Source organism: Methylomonas sp. AM2-LC (assembly GCF_039904985.1).
Taxonomy (GTDB): Bacteria; Pseudomonadota; Gammaproteobacteria; order Methylococcales; family Methylomonadaceae; genus Methylomonas.
On sequence record NZ_CP157005.1, the window covers coordinates 725,462 to 750,443 of the forward strand.

The following is a 24,982-nucleotide window of genomic DNA, read 5'->3' on the forward strand; positions in this document are numbered from 1 at the left end:
ATGCATGGAAAATAATCAGGATTCGGCAAAAACAACTGTCGAGCAACAAATTCGCTGGGAAAAAGAAGTGATCGAAAAGCTTGCGTTTGCTGCCATTAATGAACAAAAAACAGCCAGACGTTGGGGGATTTTTTTTAAGTTATTAGCGTTTTCTTATCTTATTATTGTTTTATTGGTTGCTACTTATCCGCAAATTAAAGAAGAGATTGGTGCAAAAGGCAGTCAGCATGTGGCTATTGTTGATGTAACTGGTGTAATAGCTCAAGGAGAAGCGGCCAGCGCCAATAATGTCATTGAGGGTTTGCGTGATGCCATCAAAGACAAAAACACCAAAGGTGTTATTCTTAATATTAATTCACCCGGTGGCAGTCCAGTGCAGTCAGCTGAAATCTATGATGAGATCCGGCGGCTAAAGAAAAAGCATCCTGATACGCCAATTTATGCCGTTGTTGCGGATATATGTGCTTCTGGTGGTTATTATATTGCTGCTGCTACTGACAAAATTTATGTCAATCAAGCCAGTATTATTGGGTCCATTGGTGTAATTATGAATGGTTTTGGTTTAACCAAGATAATGGATAAAGTCGGTGTAGAGCGACGATTATTAACAGCTGGTGCACATAAAGCAATGTTGGATCCGTTTTCGCCGCTAAAGGAACAGGAATTCGCTCACATGCAATCTTTGCTTGATGAAGTGCATCAACAATTTATTGTTGCCGTTCGAGAAGGGCGTGGCAACAGGTTAAAAGAAGCCGAAACGTCGGAATTATTTTCAGGCTTGGTGTGGACAGGGGCTGAGGGTGTAAAAATCGGTTTGGCTGATGATTTTGGTAGCGTTGATTCAGTTGCTCGTGATGTGCTTGGAACGGAAGAAAAAGTAAATTTTACTCCCCAGGAGCATTTAATGGATCGTTTAGCTGGTAAATTGGGAACAGTATTTGCCCATACCATAGGTAGTATGTTCAATCAGGTTGATTTGCAGTAATTTTTAGAAACTTATGGCACATATATTTGTATGTGCCATAGTGAAATTAATTTTCCTGAGCCGTTGCGAACGCTTTGCTAATATATTCTTGTAGAGAATTATCTTCCTGATAAATCAATAGTACTTTAAGTTGTTCAGCTTCAGCAATTTTCGCCGCGTCTACTTCGCCAACACACAGTAAGGCGGTGTCCCAGGCATCTGCCCAGGTGGGGTCGTCATGCAGAACTGTTACGGATAATAAATGATGCGTTACTGGACTGCCTGTTTTTGGGTTGATAATATGGGAATATGTTTGGCCTTGCTCCGCAAAAAAATTTCGATACGTGCCAGCGGTCATAATGGCAGAGCCATTTTGTTGGTGAATATCTAAAACTTTCTGTACTTCCCGAGAAAATGGTGAGGGTTTTTCAATGGCGACTCTCCAGGGGTTATGATGTCCATTACGGCCTTTGACTTTCATTTCGCCGCCAATTTCTACCAAATAATTTTGAATACCTTGTGTTTCCAGTAAATTGGCGATTACGCTAACCGAGTATCCCTGCGCAATTGAGGATAAATCAATTTGTACATCTGGGTCCAGTTTGCGTATACGTGAGTTGATCTTATCTATTTCCAGAAGTGGCATGCCGACATGTATTAATGCCTGCTTGATTTCTTCCTGATTGGGTATCCGATTTTCGTGTTTCGAAAATCCCCATAAGTCAAACAGGGGTTTGATGGTCAAATCATAGCAGCCCTGACTGCGTGAATATACATAGGTCGCTATATTGACTAATTCAATAATTTCTGGAGACGCTGATTGCCAATCCGTTGTTTTATGTTTATTTATTATTGATATTTCAGAGTCATCCCGATAATTGGATAATTTAAGATCGATAGTTTGTAAAGCGTCTTCAATCAATTGCTTGGTTTTATCCATATCAAAAGTATTTGCTGTGGGTACAATCTTGACATGGTAACTTGTCCCTTGAGCGGAGCCTTCAAATTGCATTTCTTGGTTTTGGGGTTGGCAGCTGGTTAACAGTAACCAAAAACACAACAAAAATTTATGTGACAGTGATTTCATGAATATGAATGTAAGTGATGGTTTAGAGGGGAATAGGGGGCTAAGTTTTGAATATAAACTACTGAATTGTTCTGTAAGTAAGCTGTAAACATCAATGCCAAAATCCAAACTAACTGAGCTTGGTTTCTCGTCAGTATATTAGCTATTTTTAACTATATTTGACAATATGATTTGCCTAATACGTAAATATTAGCCATAATAGACAACTCTTCAGCTTTCAGCTGTTGTTTTATGGTTACTGTGTCGGTTCTCTCGCAACGATACGCTGTAAACCCCGCCAGGCCCGGAAGGGAGCAACGGTAGCAGCAGACTCGTGTGCCGGGATGTGGCTGGCACAGTATCCGCCCAAAAGCCTATCCTATTCTTGTTGCTCATGGCATATCAGGTTCTTGCCAGAAAATGGCGTCCTAGCAATTTTACTCAACTTGTTGGGCAAGAGCACGTCAGTCAGTCGCTCATTCATGCTTTACAGCATAATCGTTTGCATCATGCCTATCTGTTTACAGGCACTCGTGGTGTTGGTAAAACTACTGTAGCCAGAATTTTAGCCAAAGCTATTAACTGCGAAAATCTGCAAGATTACAATCCGTGTGGTGCATGTCCTATCTGTCTTGATTTTGAACAGGGCCGATTTATGGACTTGATTGAAGTGGACGCCGCCTCGCGCACCAAGGTTGAGGATACCCGCGATTTACTCGATAATGTCCAATATGCACCCAACCAAGGGCGCTATAAAGTTTATCTGATTGACGAAGTACACATGCTTTCGGGTCATAGCTTCAATGCATTACTAAAAACATTGGAAGAACCACCAGCACATGTAAAGTTTCTGCTAGCGACTACCGATCCACATAAAATTCCGGTGACTGTTTTATCGCGTTGTTTGCAATTTAATTTAAAGCGTCTTCTGCCTGATCAGATAGCGACACAGCTACGGTTTATTTTAAATCAAGAACAAATAGACTTTGAAGACACTGCTTTAAAGTTATTGGCTCGATCTGCTGATGGTAGTCTTCGCGATGCTTTAAGTCTGCTTGATCAGGCAATTGTTTATGGTAGTGGCAGTGTTAATCTTGCAAGCGTTACGAGTATGTTAGGTACTGTTGCACAACAACCTATAGACGATATATTACGTGCTTTAGCTGGCGCAGATGCAAGAGCTGTTATGAGTAAGATAGCTGAAATTGCGGAGTTATCACCAAACTTTTCTGATATTTTGCAAGAAATTTTACGTGTTTTGCATCGAGTTGCTCTTACTCAACAGCTGCCAGATTTTATTGATAATGAGTTTGATCAACAATTAATCAATCATCTGGCGGACATTTTTTTAGCGGCAGATGTGCAATTATTTTATCAAATTGGTTTGATAGGGCAGCGTGATTTGGAGCTTGCACCGGACGCTCGTGCTGGTTTTGAAATGGTTATGTTAAGGATGCTAACATTTCGTCCAGAAACTACACGTTCTAGGAACGAGGAAACAAGGTCACTCGTAACCGTTAAGCCTCGTAATGCCGATAGTAATGTTTTAGTGAAATCACCTGCTTTAAGCGTTAAGACCGAAAACCAAATTAACGAGCCTGTCATAACGACTGAGGTTAAAGCTAATCACTGGTCGGAAATTATTGTAGCCTTAAACTTAACGGGTCGTAGCCGAGAACTGGCCAACAATTGTGTGTTAAACACTATTGATGAGCATACTTGTCATTTACTAATAGACCCAGGTTTTCAACAAGTGGGAAGTATTGCTCAAGATAAACTAAAGGCTGCGTTACAGAATTATTTTAAGAGGCCTTTGAAATTGCTGATTACGCATCAAGAATCGCCACAGTTGACGCCTGCCATAGAAATGCAAAAGGCGCGAGAAGATAAACAACAAGCAGCTGTTGACAGTATTGATGCAGATGTCAATGTGCAAGAGTTGAGAAGCGCTTTTGGTGCTCGTATCCTACCGGGTAGCATTGAGCCACTTAATTAAAATTTGGAGAACCATTATGAAAAATGCACTAGCTGGTATTATGCAGCAAGCCCAAAAAATGCAAGATAATTTTAAAAAAGCACAAGAAGAACTGGCAACCATAGAGATATTAGGTGAGTCGGGTGGTGGATTGATTACAGTATTAATGACAGGCAAGCGAGAGGTTCGCAAAGTAAGTATTGATCCCTCTTTACTGGGAGATGATCGCGATATGCTGGAAGATTTAGTTGCTGCCGCTATAAATGATGCGGTACATAAAGTTAACAAAATGAAAAAAGAAAAAATGAGTGATGTTACTGCGGGTATGCCATTGCCCCCTGGTTTTCAAATGCCATTCTAAAAAAGATGCAGAATCGGGGCTTAATGAAAGAATTAATACACAGCTTATGCTGTTTGCCAGGCATTGGTCCCAAGTCAGCACAACGTATCGCATTTCATTTGTTACAGCGCAATCGTGAGGGGGGGCTGCAGTTAAGCAAGATCTTGGCAGAAGCTATGCTTAATATTCAACACTGTTCAGAATGTCGTACCTTGTCAGAAGCGGTGCTTTGTGAAATTTGTAGTAACCAAAGCCGCGATGACAGCTTATTGTGCGTGGTCGAAAGCCCGGCAGACACTTGGATTATTGATCAGGCAACGACATTTAAAGGTAAATACTTTGTGCTTCATGGTCGATTATCGCCATTAGATGGCATAGGGCCAGATCAGATAGGTATGGATCTATTAGAGCAGCGTATGCAAAGCGCCAGAATCACTGAAATTATTTTAGCAACCAATTCAACAGTTGAAGGACAAGCTACGGCATATTTTATCGGTGAAGTTGCTGCCAAATATCAAATTCGCACTACGCGTATTGCGCATGGTATTCCAATGGGTGGCGAGCTCGAATTTATAGACAGTAGTACGCTGTCGCACGCCTTTAATGGCCGTAGAGAAATATAACGGCCATTTTTAATTAAAGGCGCCATTTTGCTGGTCACATTGGTTACAGCAAGGTTCATTAACTACCAAGCACAGGTCGAGCAGAAAAGCTGCTAGACTTTTCTGCTCATTTTAAACCTGTTTATAACGGTGTAACGTTTTCTGCTTGTGGACCTTTTTGGCCTGTAGTAACTTCCATAGTAACGCGCTGACCTTCTTTCAGTGTTTTACGTCCGTTACCATTGATAGCGCTGAAATGTACAAATACATCTTTGCCGCCTTCTTGTTCGATGAAGCCGAAGCCTTTTTCATCGTTGAACCATTTTACTTTGCCTTCTACTTGTACTGACATAAATCTCTCTTGCTTAAAAAAGCCATTTCTGGCGTGATACAGGGGTTTGAATAAAGCGGGTAGCGGCAGACTTGAAAAAAAGCAACAACGATTACCTAGCTAAATCGTTGCCATTATACATAGCAATTTTTTTTGTCAAAGCAAAAATAGATTGATGTTAGCTGTTAATATTTTATGGCAAGCAAGCTATGGCTGTTTTAATGAAAAACTATTGCCAGTTTTGTGAGCTAAGTAAATGAAATATCAAATTTTTAAAATAATGTTACAGCAATGTTATTCATGCTTAGGCATAGATTTTTTTTTAAAAAAATGTGATGAATTGCTCATTTATGGTATTAACTTTTTTGTTATTAAGCTTAATATTTATGAGCTAATAGGTGAAAAAAGGGGTTTATTTTATGCATTTGCCCCCAAATAAAACCAACTAGAATTATCGGCTTTACCAATTGGTAAAGCCGATAGACGGTAAACATTAGAGTGGTGGTGTGTGGTCTAAAACTAAATAGACTTTTAAGCAACAACTCTTTTTTGCTGTGAATTTTAGTTTTACTTTTTATTTGCGCCGCAATTGCCTTCTGTGTTTTTGGTAGTATCGCTACTGGGTACTGGTTTGTTGGTTGCGCATTTACCTTCAATGGCTTTTTTTTCGCTGGTCGGGTCGACTTTTTTCATGGCAGCACCACATTTTCCTTCACCACAAGCGCCGTCTTTCATTTTGGTGTTTGCTTCAGGGGTGGCGGGGGCTGTCTCCGCAGTTTGCATATAGCCTGAACTCAGTGTCGATAATGCAAAAGGGTTGGTCTCAGCTTGGGCAATATGGGTTGTTAAGGGTAATAAACTGGCTCCCATTGCAAGTGCGAAAGGGGTTTTATGGAATTTTTTCATGCTGACTCCAACGTAAGTAAAAAGGAATTTTGAACCAATCAAAAACAAAAAAATGTATTTTCTGGTAATGATTAATCAGCTAATATCACAAAAAAAGCGGCTAAAGTAAAGATTAGCAAAGTCTGATAAAGCGCAGTATACTGAAATAAATGTCTGAATAAGCAAAATTTTGTAATCTTTCTAACTCCTTACAATAAATGATTAAAAACCTGAAAATATTACAATTAGGTGATCCCGGTTTACGGGTTCCTGCCAGCCCAGTTAATGATTTTAGTTGCGAAGTATTTCGGGAATTGCTGTCCAATTTGCAGACTATGATGCTGGAAGAGAATGGTGTTGGTATTGCTGCTCCGCAATTGGGCGTTGCATTACAAGTCATAATTATTGCCTCTCGTCCTACCAAACGCTACCCAAGTGCTCCTAATATGGATGCTGTTGTCATGATTAATCCTAGATTGACTATAGCGGATAGTGAGCTAAATAAGGATTGGGAAGGCTGTTTAAGCGTGCCGGGTATCCGCGCATTAGTTCCTCGCTATAAATCCGTCAAAGTTGAATATCAGGATGTTCAGGGTAAATCAATAGAGATGCTTCTCAGTGATTTTCCTGCACGGGTTTTTCAACATGAATTCGATCATCTTAATGGCTTGGTTTATCTTGATAGAGTGGAAAATAATCGAGATATTTTTTCTGAAGGTGAGTTTTTTAAACTCATTAATTCTCAGGAGCAGCTTGCGGTATGAAATATCTTTTTCTGATAGGCAGTTTATTGATTAGTCATCACTGTAATGCGTTAACCGCTTTAAGTGTCAGTCAAGTAGCTCCAGGCATCTATTTGCATGTGTCAAAAAATTATTGGCCGGATAAAGCTAACCATGGCGAAATTGCAAACATTGGTTTTATAGTGGGTGATAAATGCGTGGCGGTCATTGATACAGGTGGCAGTCCACAACAAGGCATAGCTTTGCGTGCAGCGATAAAACAAACTACCAGTCTTCCCGTCTGTTATGTCATTAATACTCATGTACATCCTGATCATATATATGGCAATATCGCTTTCAAACAGCCTGGTGTGCAATTCGTTGGTCATTACAAACTGGCTCGTGCCATGGCAAGTAGGGGCGATCACTATTTGAGTCGTGCTGAAGAATTGCTGGCTATCCATGTCAATCAGAATAATATTATACCTCCCGATTTACAGGTAAGAGACACAATGACCTTGAATCTCGGTAATCGAGAGCTACTCTTAACCGCTCATCCTGCGGCACACACCGATAATGATTTGAGTGTCTATGACAAAACCAGCAATTCCTTATGGTTGGCTGATTTATTGTTTCAGGAACATATACCGGTGGTAGACGGGAGTATTAAGGGTTGGTTAGCAGAATTAGATAAATTGGAGAAGAGCCATTACACTTTGGTGATTCCCGGACATGGTCATTTAGTGAAAGATTGGCCTGCAGCTATGCAGCCAGAAAAAGCTTATTTACAAAATTTACGTAATGAAATTAGAGGCATGATTAAGCAGGGAAAGACCTTGGAACAGGCAGTAAATCAGGTAGGTACGTCAGTTGAAAATCACTGGCAATTATTTGATGAATTTCATCGTAGAAATGTAACTACGGCTTTTGCAGAACTTGAATGGGAAGATTGATAAAACTAAGTCTAGTCAGTTTTCAATTTAAATAACATTAAAATAATATTAATAGTCAATATATTGATTCTTAAAGGTAAGATATGAATACGTTAGCGCTACACGCATGGTTTTTTGTCCTAATTGCCTTCTCCAGTCTTGCTAGGGCAGAAGGTGATGATGATACTTGGAATACTGTTTTGAAAAGTCAGTTTTTTGCAGGTAAAAACATAGAAGAATCTGATGCCGTTATTACTTTAGAGGTACCTTACCGAGCAGAAGATCCAGCCATTGTCCCTGTTTCTGTGAGCAGCAAGTTTCAACAAAGTAACGACAGATACATCAAAAAAATTTGGTTGCTGGTCGATAAAAATCCTGTTCCTTTCGTTGGTGAGTTTGAGTTTTTCCCCGAAAGTGGTAAAGCTGATCTGGCTTTAAGAATACGCGTTAATACCTATAGCAACATCCGTGCAATTGCAGAAACCAATGACGGGAAACTAACTATGACCAAAAAGTATGTCAAGGCTAGTGGCGGCTGTTCGGCTCCAATAGGGTCCGATCTTGATGAAGCGTTGAAGCGTTTGGGCAAAGTCAAGTTTCGCATAAATGATAACTTTAAAATTGGGGAGCCTACACAAACTCAGTTGATGATCAGTCATCCGAATATCACTGGTATGCAGATGGATCAAATGACTCGATTCATCAGAAAATCTAATTTCGTTGATCAACTTAAAGTTAGCTTTAACAACAAGCCAGTGCTTATTGCCAAAATTGATATCGCAATCAGTGCTGATCCCAATTTTCGTTTTTACTTCGTGCCGGATAAGCCGGGTGAATTAAAAGCCGAGTTCAATGATATATCATGTGAGTCCCCTGTAAAACGTGATGTTTGCAGCAAGGGTAATCACTATGTTCAGAGTTATGCGGTTGATCATTAGCAGGGCAGTGTATTTTGCTCTGCTAATAGTGCGGAATTGAATCCCTTTTTTACCAGGGCGGTAGTTTTGACGCATTGAATTTTTTAATCCGTCAGCGGATGTGGAGTGCTTTCCCCTCAAAGACTTGCACTGATTTTAATTGAGTGATGTAAGAAATTGTTGTGACAGACTTCTTTCACCCTGTGGAATAAATCCACATGCCTTTAACGAGATATAATGGTTGATTATCTATCTTTATACCAAACGCTGGATACTTTGGGCGCAGGAGATTGGGCAAATATATTGTCTTCGCAAGTAGAACAAGCATTTGCCGAACAGGTACATGGTGACTTGGTGAAATGGCGGAAAGTGATTGATGACTTGTCACAATTTGATACTTCTAGTCGCGATTTATTCAGCCATGTACAAATTGGTAGAGCTGCCGATTTGACGTTTAGTGAGCAAGAGCTGCTGAATGTTGCTTTAAAAAAATTGCATCCTTGGCGTAAGGGGCCTTTTAGCTTATTTGGTATTGAAATTGATAGCGAATGGCGTTCCGATTGGAAATGGGAGCGTCTTAAAAAGCAGATTGCACCATTAAATAATAGGCTTGTGTTAGATGTGGGTTGCGGTAATGGTTACCATTGCTGGCGCATGTTGGGTGCTGGGGCAAAATTAGTAGTTGGAATTGATCCTACCCTTTTAAGTGTGTTGCAATTTCAAATGATACGTAAACTATATGGTGATGCGGCTGTTTATGTTTTACCTATCGGTATCGATGATATGCCTAACAATCTGCAACTTTTCGATACTGTATTTTCTATGGGGGTACTGTATCATCGCCGTTCACCCATTGATCATTTGCTCGAACTCAAAAATTGTTTACGCAGTGGTGGTGAATTGGTATTAGAAACATTGGTCATTGAGGGGGGAGCAGAGCATATTCTAGTACCCGAACAACGTTATGCGCAAATGCGTAATGTCTGGTTTTTACCTAGTTGCGACGCATTACTGGTATGGTTAAAACGTTGTGGATTCAAAAATATAAAGCTTGTTGATGTGACTAAGACTTCGATTGATGAGCAGCGTAGTACGGAATGGATGCAGTTTCATTCCTTGCGCAACTTCCTTGATCATGAGGATCAAAATTTTACTTGTGAAGGCTTGCCAGCACCTGTTCGCGCAATCTTTATTGCAGAGAATGGGTAATTCTAAAATTAGTAGCTGGGTGTGTTCTAGGGTGTCGTTTTTAGCGTGTTTGGTGGAGTAAGCAAGGATGAGTATTATCCATTGTTTAGCGATACTAAGTTTGGGTGAGTTGTGTTAACGCATTTAATCATTGATTCGTAGGGTTTTAATGTGCTTACCTCGTGGTCAAGTGCTGATTCTGGGATAATTAGTTGTTATAAGTGTGATCTATACAGTGATTCTAAAAACCTAACTGCGCACAAAAGCCAAAGTAATTAGGCCGTATTACGTTGCTGATAAGTGAAAAAAATATTCTGCTTTGGTTGACCACAATGTGGTTATTAAAAAATGGCGAGTGGTTTAAGAATATTGCTGTCCTATAAGTGTAAAAATACTTCAAGATATTGATTTTTAATTGTTATTTTTCAATAAAATATTGGTTGTTGTCAATATTTAGTTGTATTTTTACGCATAAATTACAATCTGATAGACAGTATCCTTAGTTTGAGCTTGCAGGCCACTTACTATTATTCAATTTGCTGAGTCGCTAAGCATTGACAGCTATACCATTTCTATCTTACAGTTATCAGTGCATCACAAGTATGTGACCCGCCTAGCGGGTTGTGGCAGTTTGCAAAAATCGCTATTACTAAAAATTAAAAACTTTCGGAGCACATCACATGGCAAGACCATTAATTCAAATGGCGTTGGATTCACTGGATTTCAACCAAACAGTAGCGTTGGCAGATCAAGTAGCGCCTTACGTAGATATTTTTGAAATCGGAACCCCTTGTATTAAATACAACGGTATTAATCTGGTTAACGAACTGAGAAATCGTTATCCTGATAAATTGTTACTGGTAGACCTGAAAACTATGGATGCGGGTGAATACGAAGCAGGTGCTTTTTATGCAGCTGGCGCCGATATCTGTACCGTTTTAGGTGTTTCTGGTTTAGCAACAATTGCTGGGGTTATCAAAGCAGCCAAAAAAAATGGCGCTGAAGTACAAATCGACCTGATCAATGTAGGCGATAAAGCTAACGTTGCAAAAGAATCAGTGAAACTGGGCGCGCAAATCGTTGGTATTCACACTGGTTTGGATGCTCAAGCTGCTGGACAAACACCCTTCTCTGACTTGCAAGACATTGCTCGTCTAGGTTTGAACGTCAGAATTTCTGTTGCTGGCGGTATTAAACAAGCCACTGTTCAACAAGTTGTTGAAGCGGGTGCAAACATTATCGTTGTAGGTGCTGCTATTTACGGAGCTCCATCACCTGCTGAAGCAGCCCGTGAAATTCGTGAGTTGGTAGACGCGGCGGCGGTATAACTATGCATCAGCAACTTATTATCGATAAAATATCAGGCATCTTAGAAGCGACTGATGACACTTATGATCAAAAGATTACCGATTTGTTGGATAATTCAAAGCGAATTTTTATATCCGGAGCAGGTCGCTCTGGTCTGATTGGTCGTTTTTTTGCAATGCGCTTAATGCACAGCGGCTATGACGTCAGTGTGGTTGGAGAAATAGTTACTCCCAGCATAAAAAGCGGTGATTTGTTAATTATTATTTCTGGATCAGGTGAAACTGAACAGTTAATAGCTTTTACTAAAAAAGCAAAACAAATAGGTGCGAAAATCGCACTGATTTCGGCTAAAGACGATTCGACGATAGGTGATCTCGCTGACACAACTTTCCAAATTGGAAGAGCCGAACAATATGGCAAAGTTAGAGGTATGCCTATGGGTACTGTGTTCGAGTTATCGACCTTGTTTTTCCTGGAAGCGACCGTTTCGCATTTGATCCATGAAAAAGGTATACCAGAAGAAGAAATGAAATCTAGACACGCAAATCTGGAATAGATTGCCTAAAACCTGCAACGCCATTCGGTAGTTGCAGGTTTTCTAGTTGAATTCGTGTGAAAGTGGTCAGTGTTGCCGTTGCTTAGCAGCAGGGAATGAGTTTCCAAATCACCAAAATCTAGAAAGCCTCAGCCAGAGCGATGACTATATTTTTCAGGAATCGCCTTTAAAAATAACGAATAAAAAGGAGACCATCATGCCTTCGCGTAGAGATTTAGCGAACGCCATCCGCGCCCTCAGCATGGACGCCGTGCAAAAAGCCAATTCAGGACACCCAGGCGCACCTATGGGTATGGCCGATATAGCAGAAGTACTGTGGAACGATTTTCTGCAACACAATCCTGCCAACCCCCACTGGCCAAATCGCGACCGTTTTATTTTGTCCAATGGTCACGGCTCCATGTTGCTGTACTCGTTACTGCATCTGGCAGGCTATGATTTGCCGATAGAAGAACTTAAGAATTTTCGTCAATTGCATTCACGTACCGCCGGTCACCCGGAATATGGTTATGCACCTGGCGTAGAAACCACTACGGGTCCTTTGGGCCAAGGCATTACCAATGCCGTGGGTTTTGCACTGGCAGAACGTACGCTGGCAGGCCAATTTAACCGTCCAGGACACAGTATTGTCGATCACTACACTTATGTGTTTTTGGGTGATGGCTGCTTAATGGAAGGCATCTCGCACGAAGCCTGTTCACTGGCGGGTTCCATGCAACTGGGCAAACTGATTGCAATCTACGACGACAACAACATCTCGATTGATGGTGAAGTGCGTGGTCATGGCAATGTAACGGGCTGGTTCCTGGACAACACACCAAAACGCTTTGAAGCGTATGGCTGGCATGTTATCCCTAAAGTAGATGGTCACGATGCTGAAGCGGTGAAAAAAGCGCTTGAAGAAGCCCGTAAAGTGACTGACAAACCGACTATTATTTGCTGCCAAACCATCATTGGCTGGGGTTCACCCAACAAAGAAGGCAAAGAAGAATGTCACGGAGCGGCACTTGGCGAAGCAGAAATTGCAGCAACGCGTGAACGTATTGGTTGGCCACACCCTGCATTTGAGATCCCTGCTGACATTAAAGCAGGCTGGGATGCACATAGCAAAGGTGCGCGTCTAGAAACAGAGTGGAATGCACAACTGGCCGCTTATCGTGCCGCTCATCCTGAGCTGGCTGCCGAATTTGAACGCCGTGTGTCAGGCAAACTACCCAGTGACTGGAACGAAAAAGCCAACGCATTTATAGCTGCGGTGGATGCCAAAGCTGAAACCATTGCCAGTCGTAAAGCGTCACAAAATACCCTGAACGGTTTTGGGCCTTTACTACCTGAGTTATTGGGCGGCTCTGCTGACTTGGCAGGCTCCAACCTGACACTGTGGTCTGGTTGTAAAGATGTGAACGCCAGTGGTCATGACGGCAACTATATTTATTATGGCGTACGTGAATTTGGTATGTCTGCCATCATGAACGGCTTGGTTCTGCACGGTGGCTTCAGACCTTATGGCGCAACATTCCTGATGTTCTCGGAATATGCGCGTAATGCACTGCGGATGGCGGCGTTGATGAAAATTCCGACCATTTTTGTTTATACGCATGACTCCATCGGCTTAGGCGAAGACGGCCCAACCCATCAACCCGTTGAACAAACGGCAACTTTGCGTATGATACCCAATATGCAAGTTTGGCGTCCTTGCGATGCGGTTGAATCAGCGGTTAGCTGGAAAGCAGCGATTGATCGTCAAGAAGGCCCAAGTACACTGATTTTCTCACGTCAAAATCTGCCACACGTTCCACGTACAGCAGCACAGATTGAGGCTATCAGAAAAGGTGGCTATATTCTGAAAGACAGCGTGGGTAGCCCGGATGCCATTATTATTGCGACGGGTTCTGAAGTGGAATTGGCGCTGAAAGCAGCAGAAGCACTGTCTGGTAAAGGCAAAAACATTCGCGTGGTTTCTATTCCCTCTACGAATGTTTTCGAAGCGCAAGATCAAGCTTATCAAGACAGCGTGCTGCCACCCAGTGTCAGCAAACGGGTCGTGGTAGAAGCAGGTGTGACCGCAGGTTGGTGGAAATATGCCGGCAGCCAAGGCAAAATCGTCGGCTTGGATCGCTTCGGCGAATCAGCTCCGGCAGGCCAACTTTTCAAAGAGTTTGGCTTTACCGTCGATAATGTTGTCGCAAATGTCGAAGCAGTGCTTTAATAATCAACGAGTTGAAGCTTGGCTTTAAGCTAAGCTTTGATGCGTTTTAAACGAAATCATAGGTGAAAAACGTGAAAAAGAATACAATAACAAAAGCTATGTTAACAGCGTTACTGCTGACAAGTTCTTCTGTGATGGCAGCCAGCGACTATCCAGCGTCTGACTTTCAGCCAAAGGTGCTTTTTAGCGATAGTAGTGCTGCATCATCCGCAAGTAGTTCTTCTGCATCAAAAGCGGTTGCTGCTCCTGTTCAAGCGGATGCAAACTATCCGGCTGCCAATTTCCAACCTAAAGTTGTTTATAGTGATGTTGACTATAAACATAGCGCTGCAGCGCCTAGTACCAAAGGATCTAGCGCTAGTGGGTCTAGCTCTTCAGAGGCAGTCAGCAGCAGTGTTGATACATCTGCAAGTAGTGAGCAAGCGCCTGCATCTAATAAAAATTTGATAGGTTTATTGGCACTGGCAGCAGTTGGTTTTTTACTTTATAAGAAAAACGCGGGAGTTAAAACCAGTTCTGGTTCAGCTAATTCCTCTGCTAGCAGTAGCTCCAATGGTGCTACAGGTGTTGAAAAATATCTAGAAAAACAAGGAATTAATAAAACTGGTGTAGCTAAATATCTGGATAAACAAAGTGCAAATCCAGCAACGGGTGTTGCTAAATATGTAGCTAAACAAAAAATTAAAGACAAAATAGCTGCTGCAGAGAAAGCGACAGGTGTAGAAAAATATCTGCGTAATAAAGCTTAATTGGAAAGGGTTGATTTAGTCGTTTTTCATTGGAAAATAGTTTGCTTACATTGATAAATTGTCTAAACAACAGCTTATAAGTATCGCCACAATTTGCGCTTTTTATCTGTCATTCACAGATTTAAGGTAGCGATGAGTGGCGATTCTGCATTTTATACACTAATACTTACTGATTGGCAGATTATTGCCGTTCCATAGAAACATTTGAAGGTTATGGGTTCTAACAGTTACATGATTAGCGCTTATAGCATGATGTAAAATTTTATTTTGATAGATGAGGATAATTTCATGGCAAAAAATTTACTAGAACAACTTCGCGAAATTACAGTCGTTGTCGCAGATACTGGCGATATTCAGGCGATTGAGACTTTTAAGCCGCGTGATGCAACCACCAATCCATCGTTGATTACGGCAGCTGCACAAATGCCGCAATATCAAGGTATCGTTGACGATACCTTGCGTGGTGCTAGAGCAACATTAGGTGCCAATGCTTCCGCTGCGGAAGTAGTTTCCTTAGCTTTTGATCGTTTAGCTGTTTCTTTTGGTTTGAAGATTTTGGAAATTATTCCAGGTCGAGTTTCTACTGAAGTTGATGCTAGATTATCTTTCGATGTTGACGCAACTATTGCTAAAGGTCGCGAATTGATTGCTCAATATGAAGCCGCTGGTATTTCAAAATCGCGGATTCTGATTAAAATAGCAGCAACCTGGGAAGGTATTCAAGCGGCTGCGGTACTTGAGAAAGAAGGCATTGCTTGTAATTTGACTTTATTATTTGGTTTACACCAAGCGATTGCCTGTGCGGAAAATGGTATTACCTTAATTTCGCCTTTTGTAGGCAGAATTTTGGATTGGTACAAAAAAGATACGGGTCGTGATTCTTATGCGCCGGCTGAAGATCCTGGTGTATTGTCAGTTACTGAGGTATATAACTATTACAAAAAATTTGGTTATAAAACAGAAGTAATGGGTGCCAGCTTTAGAAATGTAGGTGAGATTACTGAATTGGCAGGTTGTGATCTGTTGACGATTGCCCCATCATTGCTGGCTGAATTGCAAGCGGTTGAAGCAGAATTGCCACGTAAACTGGATCCAAGTAAAGCTGCGGCTTCAAGTGTAGAAAAAATTAATGTCGATAAAGCTACTTTTGTTGCGATGCATGAAGAAAATCGCATGGCGAAAGAAAAATTGGCAGAAGGGATTGAAGGATTTACCAAAGCATTGGAAACATTGGAAAAATTGTTATCTGATCGCTTGACTAGCTTAGAAGGCTAAAATACACACTGTATGGCAAACTAACACTTGCCATACAGATTTATACATGAATTCTGCGGGGTAGCTGTTTTCAGAAATCTCGCAACTCAGCAGCAGGGTGCGTTGCATGTCACAAAAAATATTCGATGTTGTTAAGCCCGGTGTCGTTACCGGTGAAGATGTTCAAAAAATCTTTGCAATTTGCAAAGAAAATCAATTTGCTTTACCCGCTGTTAATGTTATCAGCACCGATACGATTAATTCAGTATTAGAAGCAGCCGCAAAAGTAAAATCAGCGGTTGTCATTCAATTTTCAAATGGTGGTGCTGCATTTGTTGCTGGTAAAGGTTTAAAAGCAGAAGGTCAACAAGCCTCAATATTGGGTGCAATTTCTGGTGCTCACCATGTGCACGCTATGGCAGAACATTATGGTGTGCCTGTTATCCTACATACAGACCATGCAGCTAAAAAATTATTGCCTTGGATAGATGGTCTTTTGGATGCGGGTGAAAAGCATTTCGCCGCGACTGGTAAGCCGTTGTTTAGCTCTCACATGTTGGATTTATCAGAAGAAAGTCTGACTGAAAATATAGAGATTTGCGGAAAATATCTGCAACGTATGTCAAAATTGGGCATGACGCTGGAGATTGAACTGGGCTGTACCGGTGGCGAAGAAGATGGTGTAGATAATAGTGGTATGGACCATTCCGCATTGTATACTCAGCCAGAAGATGTTGCATATGCATATGAACAGTTGAGCAAAATTAGCCATCGTTTTACTATCGCAGCTTCATTTGGCAATGTACATGGCGTTTATTCTCCAGGAAATGTTAAATTAACGCCTACAATTTTGGCTAATTCGCAAAAATTTGTTTCAGAGAAATTCGGCTTGCCGCATAATACACTTAACTTTGTGTTCCATGGCGGTTCAGGTTCCTCACCTGAGGAAATTAAAGAATCCATTAGCTACGGCGTAGTAAAAATGAATATCGATACCGATACGCAGTGGGCATCTTGGGCTGGCGTTATGGAGTTCTATAAGAAGAATGAAGCCTACTTACAAGGACAAATTGGTAATCCTGAAGGAAGCGATAAACCAAATAAAAAATACTACGATCCTCGCGTTTGGCAACGTGCAGGACAAGTGGGTATGGTCACTCGTCTGGAACAAGCATTCAAAGAATTGAACGCAGTCAATTCACTGTAAAATCGTTATAAGCTGCAAAGGCCCTATGTTGGCCTTTGCAGTTATTCCTCATCTATTAGGTCATTAGCCAATCTTTTGACTACTCTTAGCTTACTTAGCAGTATGGATGCAGAGTTTTGACAGATTCCTGTCCAGTCAACTATTAAGCTCTTGCTAATCATATTTATCTAAATCGATCATTTTTTCTTGTATTATCAACCATTACTATTATTCTTAAGGGAATCAAAGTACCAAAATAGAATGAATGTGGAAGCAGAATATCAATTTGGTGCACTTTATGCATACATTAATACAGAAGGTAAAATATGGCTGAAACTCATACGAACGAAGAGGGAAAAAAATCCCCGAAGAAATTGATTATTATTATCCTGAGTGCCGTGTTGTTAGTCGCTGCTGGTGCTGGAGGAGGGTTCTTTTATATGAAGAAAGTATCCGAAGCTGGACACGAAAAAGGTGGGGATAAAGAAAAACATGCCGTTGAGGAACATAAAGAAGAAGCTAGTCACGACGAAAAAGCTGAGCCTGATATATTTTATGATTTACCCAGTCCATTAGTGGTGGATTTTCCAGCAAATAGTAGTGCTAAAGTCATTAAAATTTCTTTGACCATTTTGGTTAAAGGTGAAGCTGCTAAAACAGCATTAAAGAAAAACGAACCCATGTTACGTAACAATTTATTAATGTTAATTAGTTCCTTAGGTGCTGAAAAAGCCAAAACTTTACAAGGTAAACAAGAATTGCAAGCATCTATGCTAAGCGAGATCGGAAAGGTACTAGAGAAGATGGCAGGTAAGAATACTGCTAAAGAAGTCTATTTCACTGAATTTGTAATGCAGTAATGTCTAGCGTAGATCTTTTATCCCAAGATGAAATTGATGCATTATTACACGGCGTTGATGATGGCGATGTTGAAACTGATGTAAACGATGAAAAAACCAGTAAGGAGGCGAGAAGTTACGACTTTAATAGTCAAGAGAGAATCGTACGTGGCAGGATGCCAACACTGGAAATGGTTAATGAACGTTTTGCCCGATATTTTCGTATTTCATTATTTAATTTTTTACGCCGTGCTTCAGAAATATCAGTCTCTGGTATTCAGGTGCAAAAATTTTCGGAATTTATTCAAGGCTTGTTCGTACCTACTAATTTGAATGTGATGCGAATGTCTCCTTTACGGGGTCGTGCGCTAATCGTAATGGAACCACGATTAGTATTTACTGCAGTTGATAATTTTTTTGGGGGTGGCGGACAGTTCTACAATAAAGTTGAAGGACGAGAATTTACACCAACGGAAATGCGTATTATTCGCTTGATAATTGAAATGATCTTCAAAGATTTGGCGGAAGCTTGGAAGCCTGTAATGGATATTGAGTTTGAATATATCAATTCAGAAGTCAATCCGCAATTTGCAAATATCGTTAGTCCTTCTGAGATAGTGGTAATTTCAACTATTCATGTTGAATTGGAGGGCGGTGGTGGTGATATCAATATCGCTATGCCCTATTCCATGATTGAACCCATTAGAGAAATGTTGGATGCAGTGACTAGTGATCGTGGGGAAGTTGATGGTCGTTGGCAAGAGGCGTTAAGAGTCGAAATAATGCGTAGTGAGATTACCCTGAAAAGTAAATTGATTGAAAAAGAAATGGCTATTAGTGAAATCATAAAGCTTAAGAAAGGGGACGTTATTCCCATTGAAATGCCCGAAACTGTGCTGCTTGAAGTCGAAAATGTTCCGGTATTCAAAGGTAAACTAGGGTTGTCTGACGGCAATTATGCTGTTGAAATTATAAACAAAATGACGCTGGACAATATATAACAGCAAGGAAAAAACTCAGATGAGCGAAAACGACGAAGATATTGGTGACGATTGGGCTGCGGCGATGAATGAACAGGCCATCGCAGAAAAAGGTGAAGAAGGGAAATCTTCAACCAACGATTATGTTTCTGCTGAGTTTCCAGATCTGGGTGAACAAAGTCCGCAAAAACCACTTAATTCAGATGAAGTTAAGCTGGAAGTGATTCTAGATGTTCCTGTTACCCTGTCATTAGAAATTGGTAGAACCAAAATTAATATTCGAAATCTGTTACAACTTAATCAAGGATCAGTGGTGGAATTGGATCGCTTTGCTGGTGAACCAATGGATGTTCTGGTAAATGGTACATTGGTTGCTCATGGTGAGGTTGTGGTCGTTAATGATAAATTTGGAATTCGTTTAACAGATATTATTAGCCCTTCAGAGCGGGTTAGAAAGTTGGGTTGATGTGTATTAATCGCTTATTACTGTTTTTAGGTGGCTTAGCACTCACTTTGACTTGTCATGCTGAGGAAACTGTACCCCAGCCACAATTAACGGGAAAAATTGTTTCGTCAATTGATGTTTGGCAGTGCTTGCTCGCTTTATTGCTAGTATTGGGTATATTTTTAGTCTGCGCCTGGTTATTACGTAAATCGGGTAGTTTGGCATTACTAAACAGAGGACAGCTGAGTATAGTGGCTGGTTTGCCGTTGGGTATGCGAGAAAAGCTGGTTTTAGTTAAAGTTGGCGATAAGCAATTGTTGTTAGGTGTTACCGCTAGTCGCATTGACAAATTGCTTGAACTCGAAGGTGAACAACGCCTATTCCAAAATCAGACTAGTGATACGGAGTCGAGCATTTTTCAGAAAAAACTAATGCAGTTTATGCAGAGTAACAGACATGAATAAATTTTGGTATAGCTTGGTATTGCTGATTTTTCTAAGTTTCTATTTTCAGGAATCTGTTTGCGCTGCAATACCTGGAATTGATGCGATTACTGTTACTAGTAATGCTAAGGGTGGACAGAATTATACGGTAACTATCCAGATTTTGTTTTTAATGACAATGCTGACTTTATTGCCAGCATTGTTATTAACGATGACCTCATTTACCCGAATTATGATAGTGCTGAGCTTACTTAGACAGGCGCTGGGTACATCGCAGGTTCCCACTAATCAAGTATTATTAGGGTTATCGTTGTTTCTGACCATTTTTATCATGATGCCCGTTCTGGAAAAGGTTAACGATAATGCTGTGCAGCCCTATCTGGAAGAAAAAATAGATACATTAACAGCCTTACAAAAAGCCTCAGAGCCTATCAGGCAGTTTATGCTGAAACAAACACGCGAGGCTGATATTGATATGTTTATTAGAGTTTCTGGCAAGGAAAACATTAATAAGCCTGAGGATGTGCCTTTTTCATTATTACTACCTGCTTATGTAACCAGTGAACTTAAAACAGCTTTTCAGATTGGATTTGTTCTATTTTTACCCTTTTTAGTTATTGATATGGTCGTTGCTAGTGTTCTAATGTCTATGGGTATGATGATGCTGTCGCCGATGATCGTATCATTGCCATTCAAAATCATGTTGTTTGTACTTGCAGATGGTTGGTCTATGGTTTTGGAGATGCTAGCTGCCAGTTTTTATGTTTAATTAAGTGAAGTTTATATGACGCCAGAAATAATCTCCTCACTTGCTCAGCAAACCGTATTGGTCACACTTAAAATTATGGGGCCAATTTTACTGGCGGCCTTGCTGGTCGGATTGCTGGTATCTATGTTTCAGGCCGCTACATCAATTCAGGAACAAACCTTAACGTTTATTCCCAAGTTAGCCATTGTGGTGATCGTATTAATGATTGCTGGTCCAGCCATGCTGCAACTCTTGATTGATTATTTTCAGGATTTGCTGCGTGAACTTCCTACTTTGATAGGATGACTTTTACTGAGGAACAGTTACTTGGCTATTTAGCCACGTTTATATGGCCTTTCTTACGGATGGGGTCTATGTTTATCACTATTCCGGTATTTGGAGTTAGCATTGTTCCAGCTAGAGTGCGAGTAATGGCTGGATTACTGATTACTATAGTTATTTTACCCACTTTACCCGCTATACCGACAGTTGAGATATTCAGTTTTCAGGGCTGGATGATCGCTATGCAACAAATTATGCTAGGTATGTGCTCTGGTTTTATTTTACAAATGGTCTTATCCATTATGTTATTCGCCGGACAGTCAATAGCCTACAGTATGGGATTAGGCTTTGCTTCTATGGTAGATCCTTCTACAGGTGTTCAAGTGCCCGTGATCGCACAATTGTTCGTCATAGCTTCCAGTTTTATTTTTCTTTCCGTCAATGGTCATTTATTGTTAATAGAAATGCTTGCGCAAAGCTTTCATACATTGCCAGTGTCTATGCTGGGTTTTGAAAAAACTGATTTATGGCGAATCATTATTTGGAGTAGTCAGATTTTTGCTGATGGGCTGCTATTGGCTTTACCTATTATGGCTACCATGCTATTTGTAAACATCAGTTTTGGCGTGGCATCAAAAGCCGCGCCACAATTACAGATTTTTGGGGTGGGCTTTCCAATTACTATCATTATAGGCATGTTGTTAATTTGGGTAGGTGTGCCCAGTATTATTGATGGTTTTACTGACATGTTGCAAGATAGCTATACATTTATCAGTCAGTTATTGAGATTGAACTAAATGGCAGACGATTCAGGTCAGGACAAAACCGAAACTGCGACTGGTAAGCGCGTTACTGACTCACGCAAGAAAGGCCAGATAGCACGATCCAAAGAGCTTAATGTATTTGTAACTTTAATAGTCAGTTCGGCGTTGTTTGTTTTTATGGGGCAGCACATGACAAACGACTTACGTGACATGATGATGCATCAATTTATACTGCCAAGAGAAGTCATTTTCGATCCATTAACCCCGCTTAACTATTTGAAACGAGCGTTTACCGAAGGTTTTTTAGTTATTGTGCCTTTTATATTGGTGTTGTTGATAGTTGATTTATTGACACCATTACTGATGGGTGGGTGGAATTTTAGCAGTGAAGGCTTTGAGCCTAAATTCGAAAAACTTAATCCACTTACGGGCATTAAAAGAATACTTGGCATTCAAGGTTTTATTGAGCTAATTAAAGCTATCATCAAAACATTGTTAGTTGGTTTTATGACCTGGAGTTTGTTCAACGTGTATTTTGATGATTTTATGGGCTTAAGTCATATGCCTATTGATCAGGGAATTTATCGGGCTGCTCAAATACTGGTAGATTGTTTACTAATTTTAAGTTCAACATTTTTGTTGCTAGTGATGATAGATGTGCCTTATCAGCTTTGGCATCTGCAAGATCAATTGAAAATGACTAAACAGGAAGTGCGGGATGAAAATAAGGAGATGGAAGGAAACCCAGAGGTTAAAGGCAAAATTCGGCGTATGCAAATGGAGGCTTCTCGTCGACGTATGATGGAAGCAGTCCCCAATGCTGATGTGATCGTCACCAATCCTACGCATTTTGCTGTTGCCTTAAAATATGATTTAACCAGTACTGGTGCACCGCTAGTGGTAGCCAAAGGTACTGATTTGATTGCTGCACAAATCCGAAATGTGGGTATGGCTGCCAATGTGACGCTCGTAGCGGTTCCGGCTTTAAGCAGAGCTTTATACTATTCTACTGACTTGAATGAGGAAATACCGCGCGGCTTGTTTTTAGCGGTTGCACAAGTATTAGCCTATGTATTTCAGTTAAGAGCAGCCAATCAAAATGGTTGGAGTAAACCCGTTCCGCCCAGTGATGTACCTGTGCCGGATGAATTCAGGCAGTAAACCCGCAGACTTTTACGATGGACTTCAAAAAAATCATTAATACGCTTAAAACTATATCGGCTATGGGCTTAGGAGCCCCTTTGCTGATTGTAATGTTATTGGCTTTATTAATATTGCCCTTACCTCCTTTTGTTCTTGATTTGTTTTTTACCTTCAATATAGCCTTTTCACTGATTATTTTGCTAGTCGTTATCTATACAACTAAACCGTTGGAATTTGCTGCATTTCCTACGGTAATACTGGTAGCTACGTTATTAAGACTGGCATTGAATGTGGCATCTACGCGTGTGGTTTTGTTAAAAGGACATGAAGGTGGGGATGCGGCAGGAAAAGTGATAGAAGCCTTTGGTTCGTTTGTTATTGGCGGGAATTTTGCGGTGGGCATTGTTGTATTTGCCATTTTGGTCGTCATTAATTTTGTAGTAGTGACCAAGGGAGCGGGTAGGGTTGCCGAAGTAAGCGCTCGTTTCACTCTTGATGCCATGCCAGGTAAGCAAATGGCGATAGATGCAGATCTAAACTCTGGCTTAATTAATCAGGAAGAGGCGCGTTCCCGGCGTGAAGATGTTGCAGCTGAGGCCGATTTTTACGGCTCAATGGATGGTGCGAGTAAATTTGTGCGTGGAGACGCCGTTGCTGGCATTATCATTTTATTTGTGAATATGATAGGTGGATTAGCCATTGGTGTTGGACAACACGGTATGAGTTTTGCCAATGCTGGCAATGTTTATGTGTTATTAGCTATCGGTGATGGTTTAGTGGCGCAAATTCCTTCCTTGTTATTGTCGGTGGCATCAGCCATGGTCGTTACCAGAGTAAGAGGAAGTAAGCAAGACATTGGTAAGCAGGTGTCTTCGCAATTATTCGAAGATCCCAGAACTTTATTAGTGACTGCTGCTGTTATGGGTTTGCTGGGAATTATTCCTGGAATGCCGAATTTGGTCTTTATTTTGTTGGCCTTGTCCTTAGTGGGTGCTGCATATCTGGTTAATCGCCGCCACCAGCGTGAAGAAGAAAATGTTCTTGAACTGGCGAATGTTGTCAATACTCAGCAACAACTCGCTAAATCAGAAGTTAAGGAGCTAGGCTGGGATGATGTGATGCCTGTCGATATTATTGGTCTTGAAGTAGGTTATCGACTGATTCCGTTAGTTGATAAAAATCAGGGCGGGCAATTAATGACACGTATTAAAGGTGTTCGCAAAAAACTTTCTCAGGAATTGGGTTTTCTAATTCCTTCGGTACATATTCGCGATAATCTGGATTTATCTCCCACTGAATATCGTATTTCACTGATGGGCGTAAATGTTGGTGAAGCAGACATAATGCCAGATAAGGAAATGGCCATTAATCCAGGGCGAGTATTTGGTAGTTTGCCGGGTGTGGCTTGTAAAGATCCCGCCTTTGGCCTTGAAGCAGTTTGGATAGATGCTGGTCAGCGCGATCATGCTCAAACTTTAGGATACACAGTTGTTGATCCGAGTACGGTGGTCGCAACACATCTAAGCCATATTTTGCAAACTAATGCGCACGAACTATTCGGTTATGAGGAGGCGCAGCAACTTTTGGATAATTTAAGCAAACTGGTTCCGAAGCTGGTTGAGGATCTGGTGCCAAAAACATTGCCATTGGGTGTTGTTGTGAAAGTATTGCAAAATTTGTTATGGGAGCGGATCTCTATTCGAGATATGCGTACTATCGCCGAAACTTTGGCGGAGTATGGTAGTAAGAGTCAAGATCCAGACATCTTGACTTCGACAGTGCGGGTGGCGCTAGGCCGCTCTATTGTTCATGATATCTGTGGTGCTCAGGTAGAAATCCCCGTTATTACCTTGGATTCGGGGTTGGAACAGATATTGCATAAGTCATTGCAGACGGCAAGCGATGGTGGTGCTGGTTTAGAACCTGGGTTGGCAGAACAAATGCATAAATCTTTAGAAGAGAGTGCGCAAAAAATGGAAATTGAAGGTCAGGCTGCTATATTGCTGGTTTCTGCTTTTATCCGACCTTGGTTGGCACGATTTGTCCGTTTTTCAATTCCAGGTTTACAAGTGCTGGCCTATAGCGAAATACCGCAGGATCGGCGAATAAAGGTAATTTCAACAGTGGGTCAGCGAACATAATGAAAGAGGATGC

The 24,982-nt window shown here is 41.0% G+C and carries 26 protein-coding genes and 1 other RNA gene; 24 read left to right on the plus strand and 3 right to left on the minus strand.

Annotated features, from left to right (window positions below):
• Positions 1–4 precede the first annotated feature (4 nt).
• Positions 5–985 carry a signal peptide peptidase SppA gene (gene sppA, locus ABH008_RS03345; protein ID WP_347988458.1) on the plus strand — a complete coding sequence of 327 codons (981 nt, stop codon included), beginning with the start codon at positions 5–7 and terminating at the stop codon, positions 983–985.
• A 46-nt stretch (positions 986–1,031) separates the two neighbouring features.
• Here the strand turns inward: sppA and ABH008_RS03350 are convergent, their stop codons facing one another.
• Positions 1,032–2,051, minus strand: coding sequence for an FAD:protein FMN transferase (locus tag ABH008_RS03350; RefSeq protein WP_347988459.1), 1,020 nt, complete (start codon positions 2,049–2,051; stop codon positions 1,032–1,034).
• Between the two features lie 241 nt (positions 2,052–2,292).
• On the opposite strand from ABH008_RS03350, the gene ffs reads away from it, so the two are divergent.
• The 4 genes from ffs (at position 2,293) to recR (ending at position 4,968) form a co-directional block, all read left to right on the plus strand.
• An RNA gene (ffs, locus tag ABH008_RS03355) (signal recognition particle sRNA small type) lies at positions 2,293–2,389 on the plus strand.
• Positions 2,390–2,424: 35 nt separating this feature from the next.
• Complete coding sequence (gene dnaX / locus ABH008_RS03360; RefSeq protein ID WP_347988460.1) at positions 2,425–4,026, plus strand: DNA polymerase III subunit gamma/tau; 1,602 nt, start codon at positions 2,425–2,427, stop codon at positions 4,024–4,026.
• Positions 4,027–4,042: 16 nt separating this feature from the next.
• Complete coding sequence (locus tag ABH008_RS03365) at positions 4,043–4,366, plus strand: YbaB/EbfC family nucleoid-associated protein (protein ID WP_347988461.1); 324 nt, start codon at positions 4,043–4,045, stop codon at positions 4,364–4,366.
• Positions 4,367–4,371: 5 nt separating this feature from the next.
• Positions 4,372–4,968 (plus strand): recombination mediator RecR, encoded by a 597-nt coding sequence (gene recR, locus ABH008_RS03370; protein WP_347988462.1) that lies wholly within the window; start codon positions 4,372–4,374, stop codon positions 4,966–4,968.
• 121 nt (positions 4,969–5,089) lie between these two features.
• On the opposite strand, the gene ABH008_RS03375 is transcribed toward recR, so the two are convergent.
• Positions 5,090–5,299, minus strand: a complete 210-nt coding sequence (locus tag ABH008_RS03375; RefSeq protein WP_347988463.1) for a cold-shock protein — start codon at positions 5,297–5,299, stop codon at positions 5,090–5,092.
• Between the two features lie 546 nt (positions 5,300–5,845).
• Entirely contained in the window at positions 5,846–6,184 is a 339-nt protein-coding gene (locus ABH008_RS03380; RefSeq protein WP_347988464.1) for a hypothetical protein, read from the minus strand.
• 197 nt (positions 6,185–6,381) lie between these two features.
• Between ABH008_RS03380 and def the strand changes: the two genes are divergently transcribed.
• From def to flhA, 19 genes are all read left to right on the plus strand, one after another.
• Positions 6,382–6,927 carry a peptide deformylase gene (def, locus tag ABH008_RS03385; protein WP_347988465.1) on the plus strand — a complete coding sequence of 182 codons (546 nt, stop codon included), beginning with the start codon at positions 6,382–6,384 and terminating at the stop codon, positions 6,925–6,927.
• A complete protein-coding gene (locus ABH008_RS03390; protein ID WP_347988466.1) occupies positions 6,924–7,838 on the plus strand; it encodes a quinoprotein relay system zinc metallohydrolase 2 in 915 nt (304 codons plus the stop codon). The genes def and ABH008_RS03390 overlap by 4 nt, the downstream gene beginning before the upstream one ends.
• Positions 7,839–7,921: 83 nt before the next feature.
• On the plus strand, positions 7,922–8,755 hold the full coding sequence (locus tag ABH008_RS03395; RefSeq protein WP_347988467.1) for a quinoprotein dehydrogenase-associated SoxYZ-like carrier: 834 nt from the start codon (positions 7,922–7,924) through the stop codon (positions 8,753–8,755).
• Positions 8,756–8,971: 216 nt separating this feature from the next.
• Positions 8,972–9,943, plus strand: a complete 972-nt coding sequence (gene cmoB / locus ABH008_RS03400; RefSeq protein WP_347988468.1) for a tRNA 5-methoxyuridine(34)/uridine 5-oxyacetic acid(34) synthase CmoB — start codon at positions 8,972–8,974, stop codon at positions 9,941–9,943.
• Between the two features lie 659 nt (positions 9,944–10,602).
• Entirely contained in the window at positions 10,603–11,250 is a 648-nt protein-coding gene (hxlA, locus tag ABH008_RS03405) for a 3-hexulose-6-phosphate synthase (RefSeq protein ID WP_347988469.1), read from the plus strand.
• A 2-nt stretch (positions 11,251–11,252) separates the two neighbouring features.
• A complete protein-coding gene (gene hxlB / locus ABH008_RS03410) occupies positions 11,253–11,786 on the plus strand; it encodes a 6-phospho-3-hexuloisomerase (RefSeq protein WP_347988470.1) in 534 nt (177 codons plus the stop codon).
• A 196-nt stretch (positions 11,787–11,982) separates the two neighbouring features.
• The gene (gene tkt, locus ABH008_RS03415) at positions 11,983–13,995 is read left to right on the plus strand and encodes a transketolase (RefSeq protein ID WP_347988149.1); all 2,013 of its coding nucleotides are present in this window, start codon (positions 11,983–11,985) and stop codon (positions 13,993–13,995) included.
• Positions 13,996–14,066: 71 nt separating this feature from the next.
• A complete protein-coding gene (locus ABH008_RS03420; protein ID WP_347988471.1) occupies positions 14,067–14,744 on the plus strand; it encodes a hypothetical protein in 678 nt (225 codons plus the stop codon).
• A 288-nt stretch (positions 14,745–15,032) separates the two neighbouring features.
• Positions 15,033–16,019, plus strand: a complete 987-nt coding sequence (locus tag ABH008_RS03425; protein WP_347988472.1) for a transaldolase — start codon at positions 15,033–15,035, stop codon at positions 16,017–16,019.
• Positions 16,020–16,125: 106 nt separating this feature from the next.
• Complete coding sequence (gene fbaA, locus ABH008_RS03430; RefSeq protein ID WP_347988473.1) at positions 16,126–17,205, plus strand: class II fructose-bisphosphate aldolase; 1,080 nt, start codon at positions 16,126–16,128, stop codon at positions 17,203–17,205.
• 305 nt (positions 17,206–17,510) lie between these two features.
• A complete protein-coding gene (locus tag ABH008_RS03435) occupies positions 17,511–18,044 on the plus strand; it encodes a flagellar basal body-associated FliL family protein (RefSeq protein WP_347988474.1) in 534 nt (177 codons plus the stop codon).
• On the plus strand, positions 18,044–19,024 hold the full coding sequence (fliM, locus tag ABH008_RS03440; RefSeq protein WP_347988475.1) for a flagellar motor switch protein FliM: 981 nt from the start codon (positions 18,044–18,046) through the stop codon (positions 19,022–19,024). Before ABH008_RS03435 ends, fliM begins: the two co-directional genes overlap by 1 nt.
• A 19-nt stretch (positions 19,025–19,043) precedes the next feature.
• Positions 19,044–19,469: a flagellar motor switch protein FliN gene (gene fliN, locus ABH008_RS03445; RefSeq protein WP_347988476.1), complete on the plus strand. Its 426-nt coding sequence runs from the start codon at positions 19,044–19,046 to the stop codon at positions 19,467–19,469.
• A complete protein-coding gene (fliO, locus tag ABH008_RS03450; RefSeq protein ID WP_347988477.1) occupies positions 19,469–19,912 on the plus strand; it encodes a flagellar biosynthetic protein FliO in 444 nt (147 codons plus the stop codon). The genes fliN and fliO overlap by 1 nt, the downstream gene beginning before the upstream one ends.
• The gene (gene fliP, locus ABH008_RS03455; protein ID WP_347988478.1) at positions 19,905–20,660 is read left to right on the plus strand and encodes a flagellar type III secretion system pore protein FliP; all 756 of its coding nucleotides are present in this window, start codon (positions 19,905–19,907) and stop codon (positions 20,658–20,660) included. Before fliO ends, fliP begins: the two co-directional genes overlap by 8 nt.
• Positions 20,661–20,675: 15 nt before the next feature.
• Positions 20,676–20,945: a flagellar biosynthesis protein FliQ gene (gene fliQ, locus ABH008_RS03460; RefSeq protein ID WP_347988479.1), complete on the plus strand. Its 270-nt coding sequence runs from the start codon at positions 20,676–20,678 to the stop codon at positions 20,943–20,945.
• Complete coding sequence (fliR, locus tag ABH008_RS03465) at positions 20,942–21,718, plus strand: flagellar biosynthetic protein FliR (protein ID WP_347988480.1); 777 nt, start codon at positions 20,942–20,944, stop codon at positions 21,716–21,718. The genes fliQ and fliR overlap by 4 nt, the downstream gene beginning before the upstream one ends.
• On the plus strand, positions 21,719–22,846 hold the full coding sequence (flhB, locus tag ABH008_RS03470; protein WP_347988481.1) for a flagellar biosynthesis protein FlhB: 1,128 nt from the start codon (positions 21,719–21,721) through the stop codon (positions 22,844–22,846).
• A 17-nt stretch (positions 22,847–22,863) separates the two neighbouring features.
• Positions 22,864–24,969 carry a flagellar biosynthesis protein FlhA gene (flhA, locus tag ABH008_RS03475; protein WP_347988482.1) on the plus strand — a complete coding sequence of 702 codons (2,106 nt, stop codon included), beginning with the start codon at positions 22,864–22,866 and terminating at the stop codon, positions 24,967–24,969.
• Positions 24,970–24,982 lie beyond the last annotated feature (13 nt).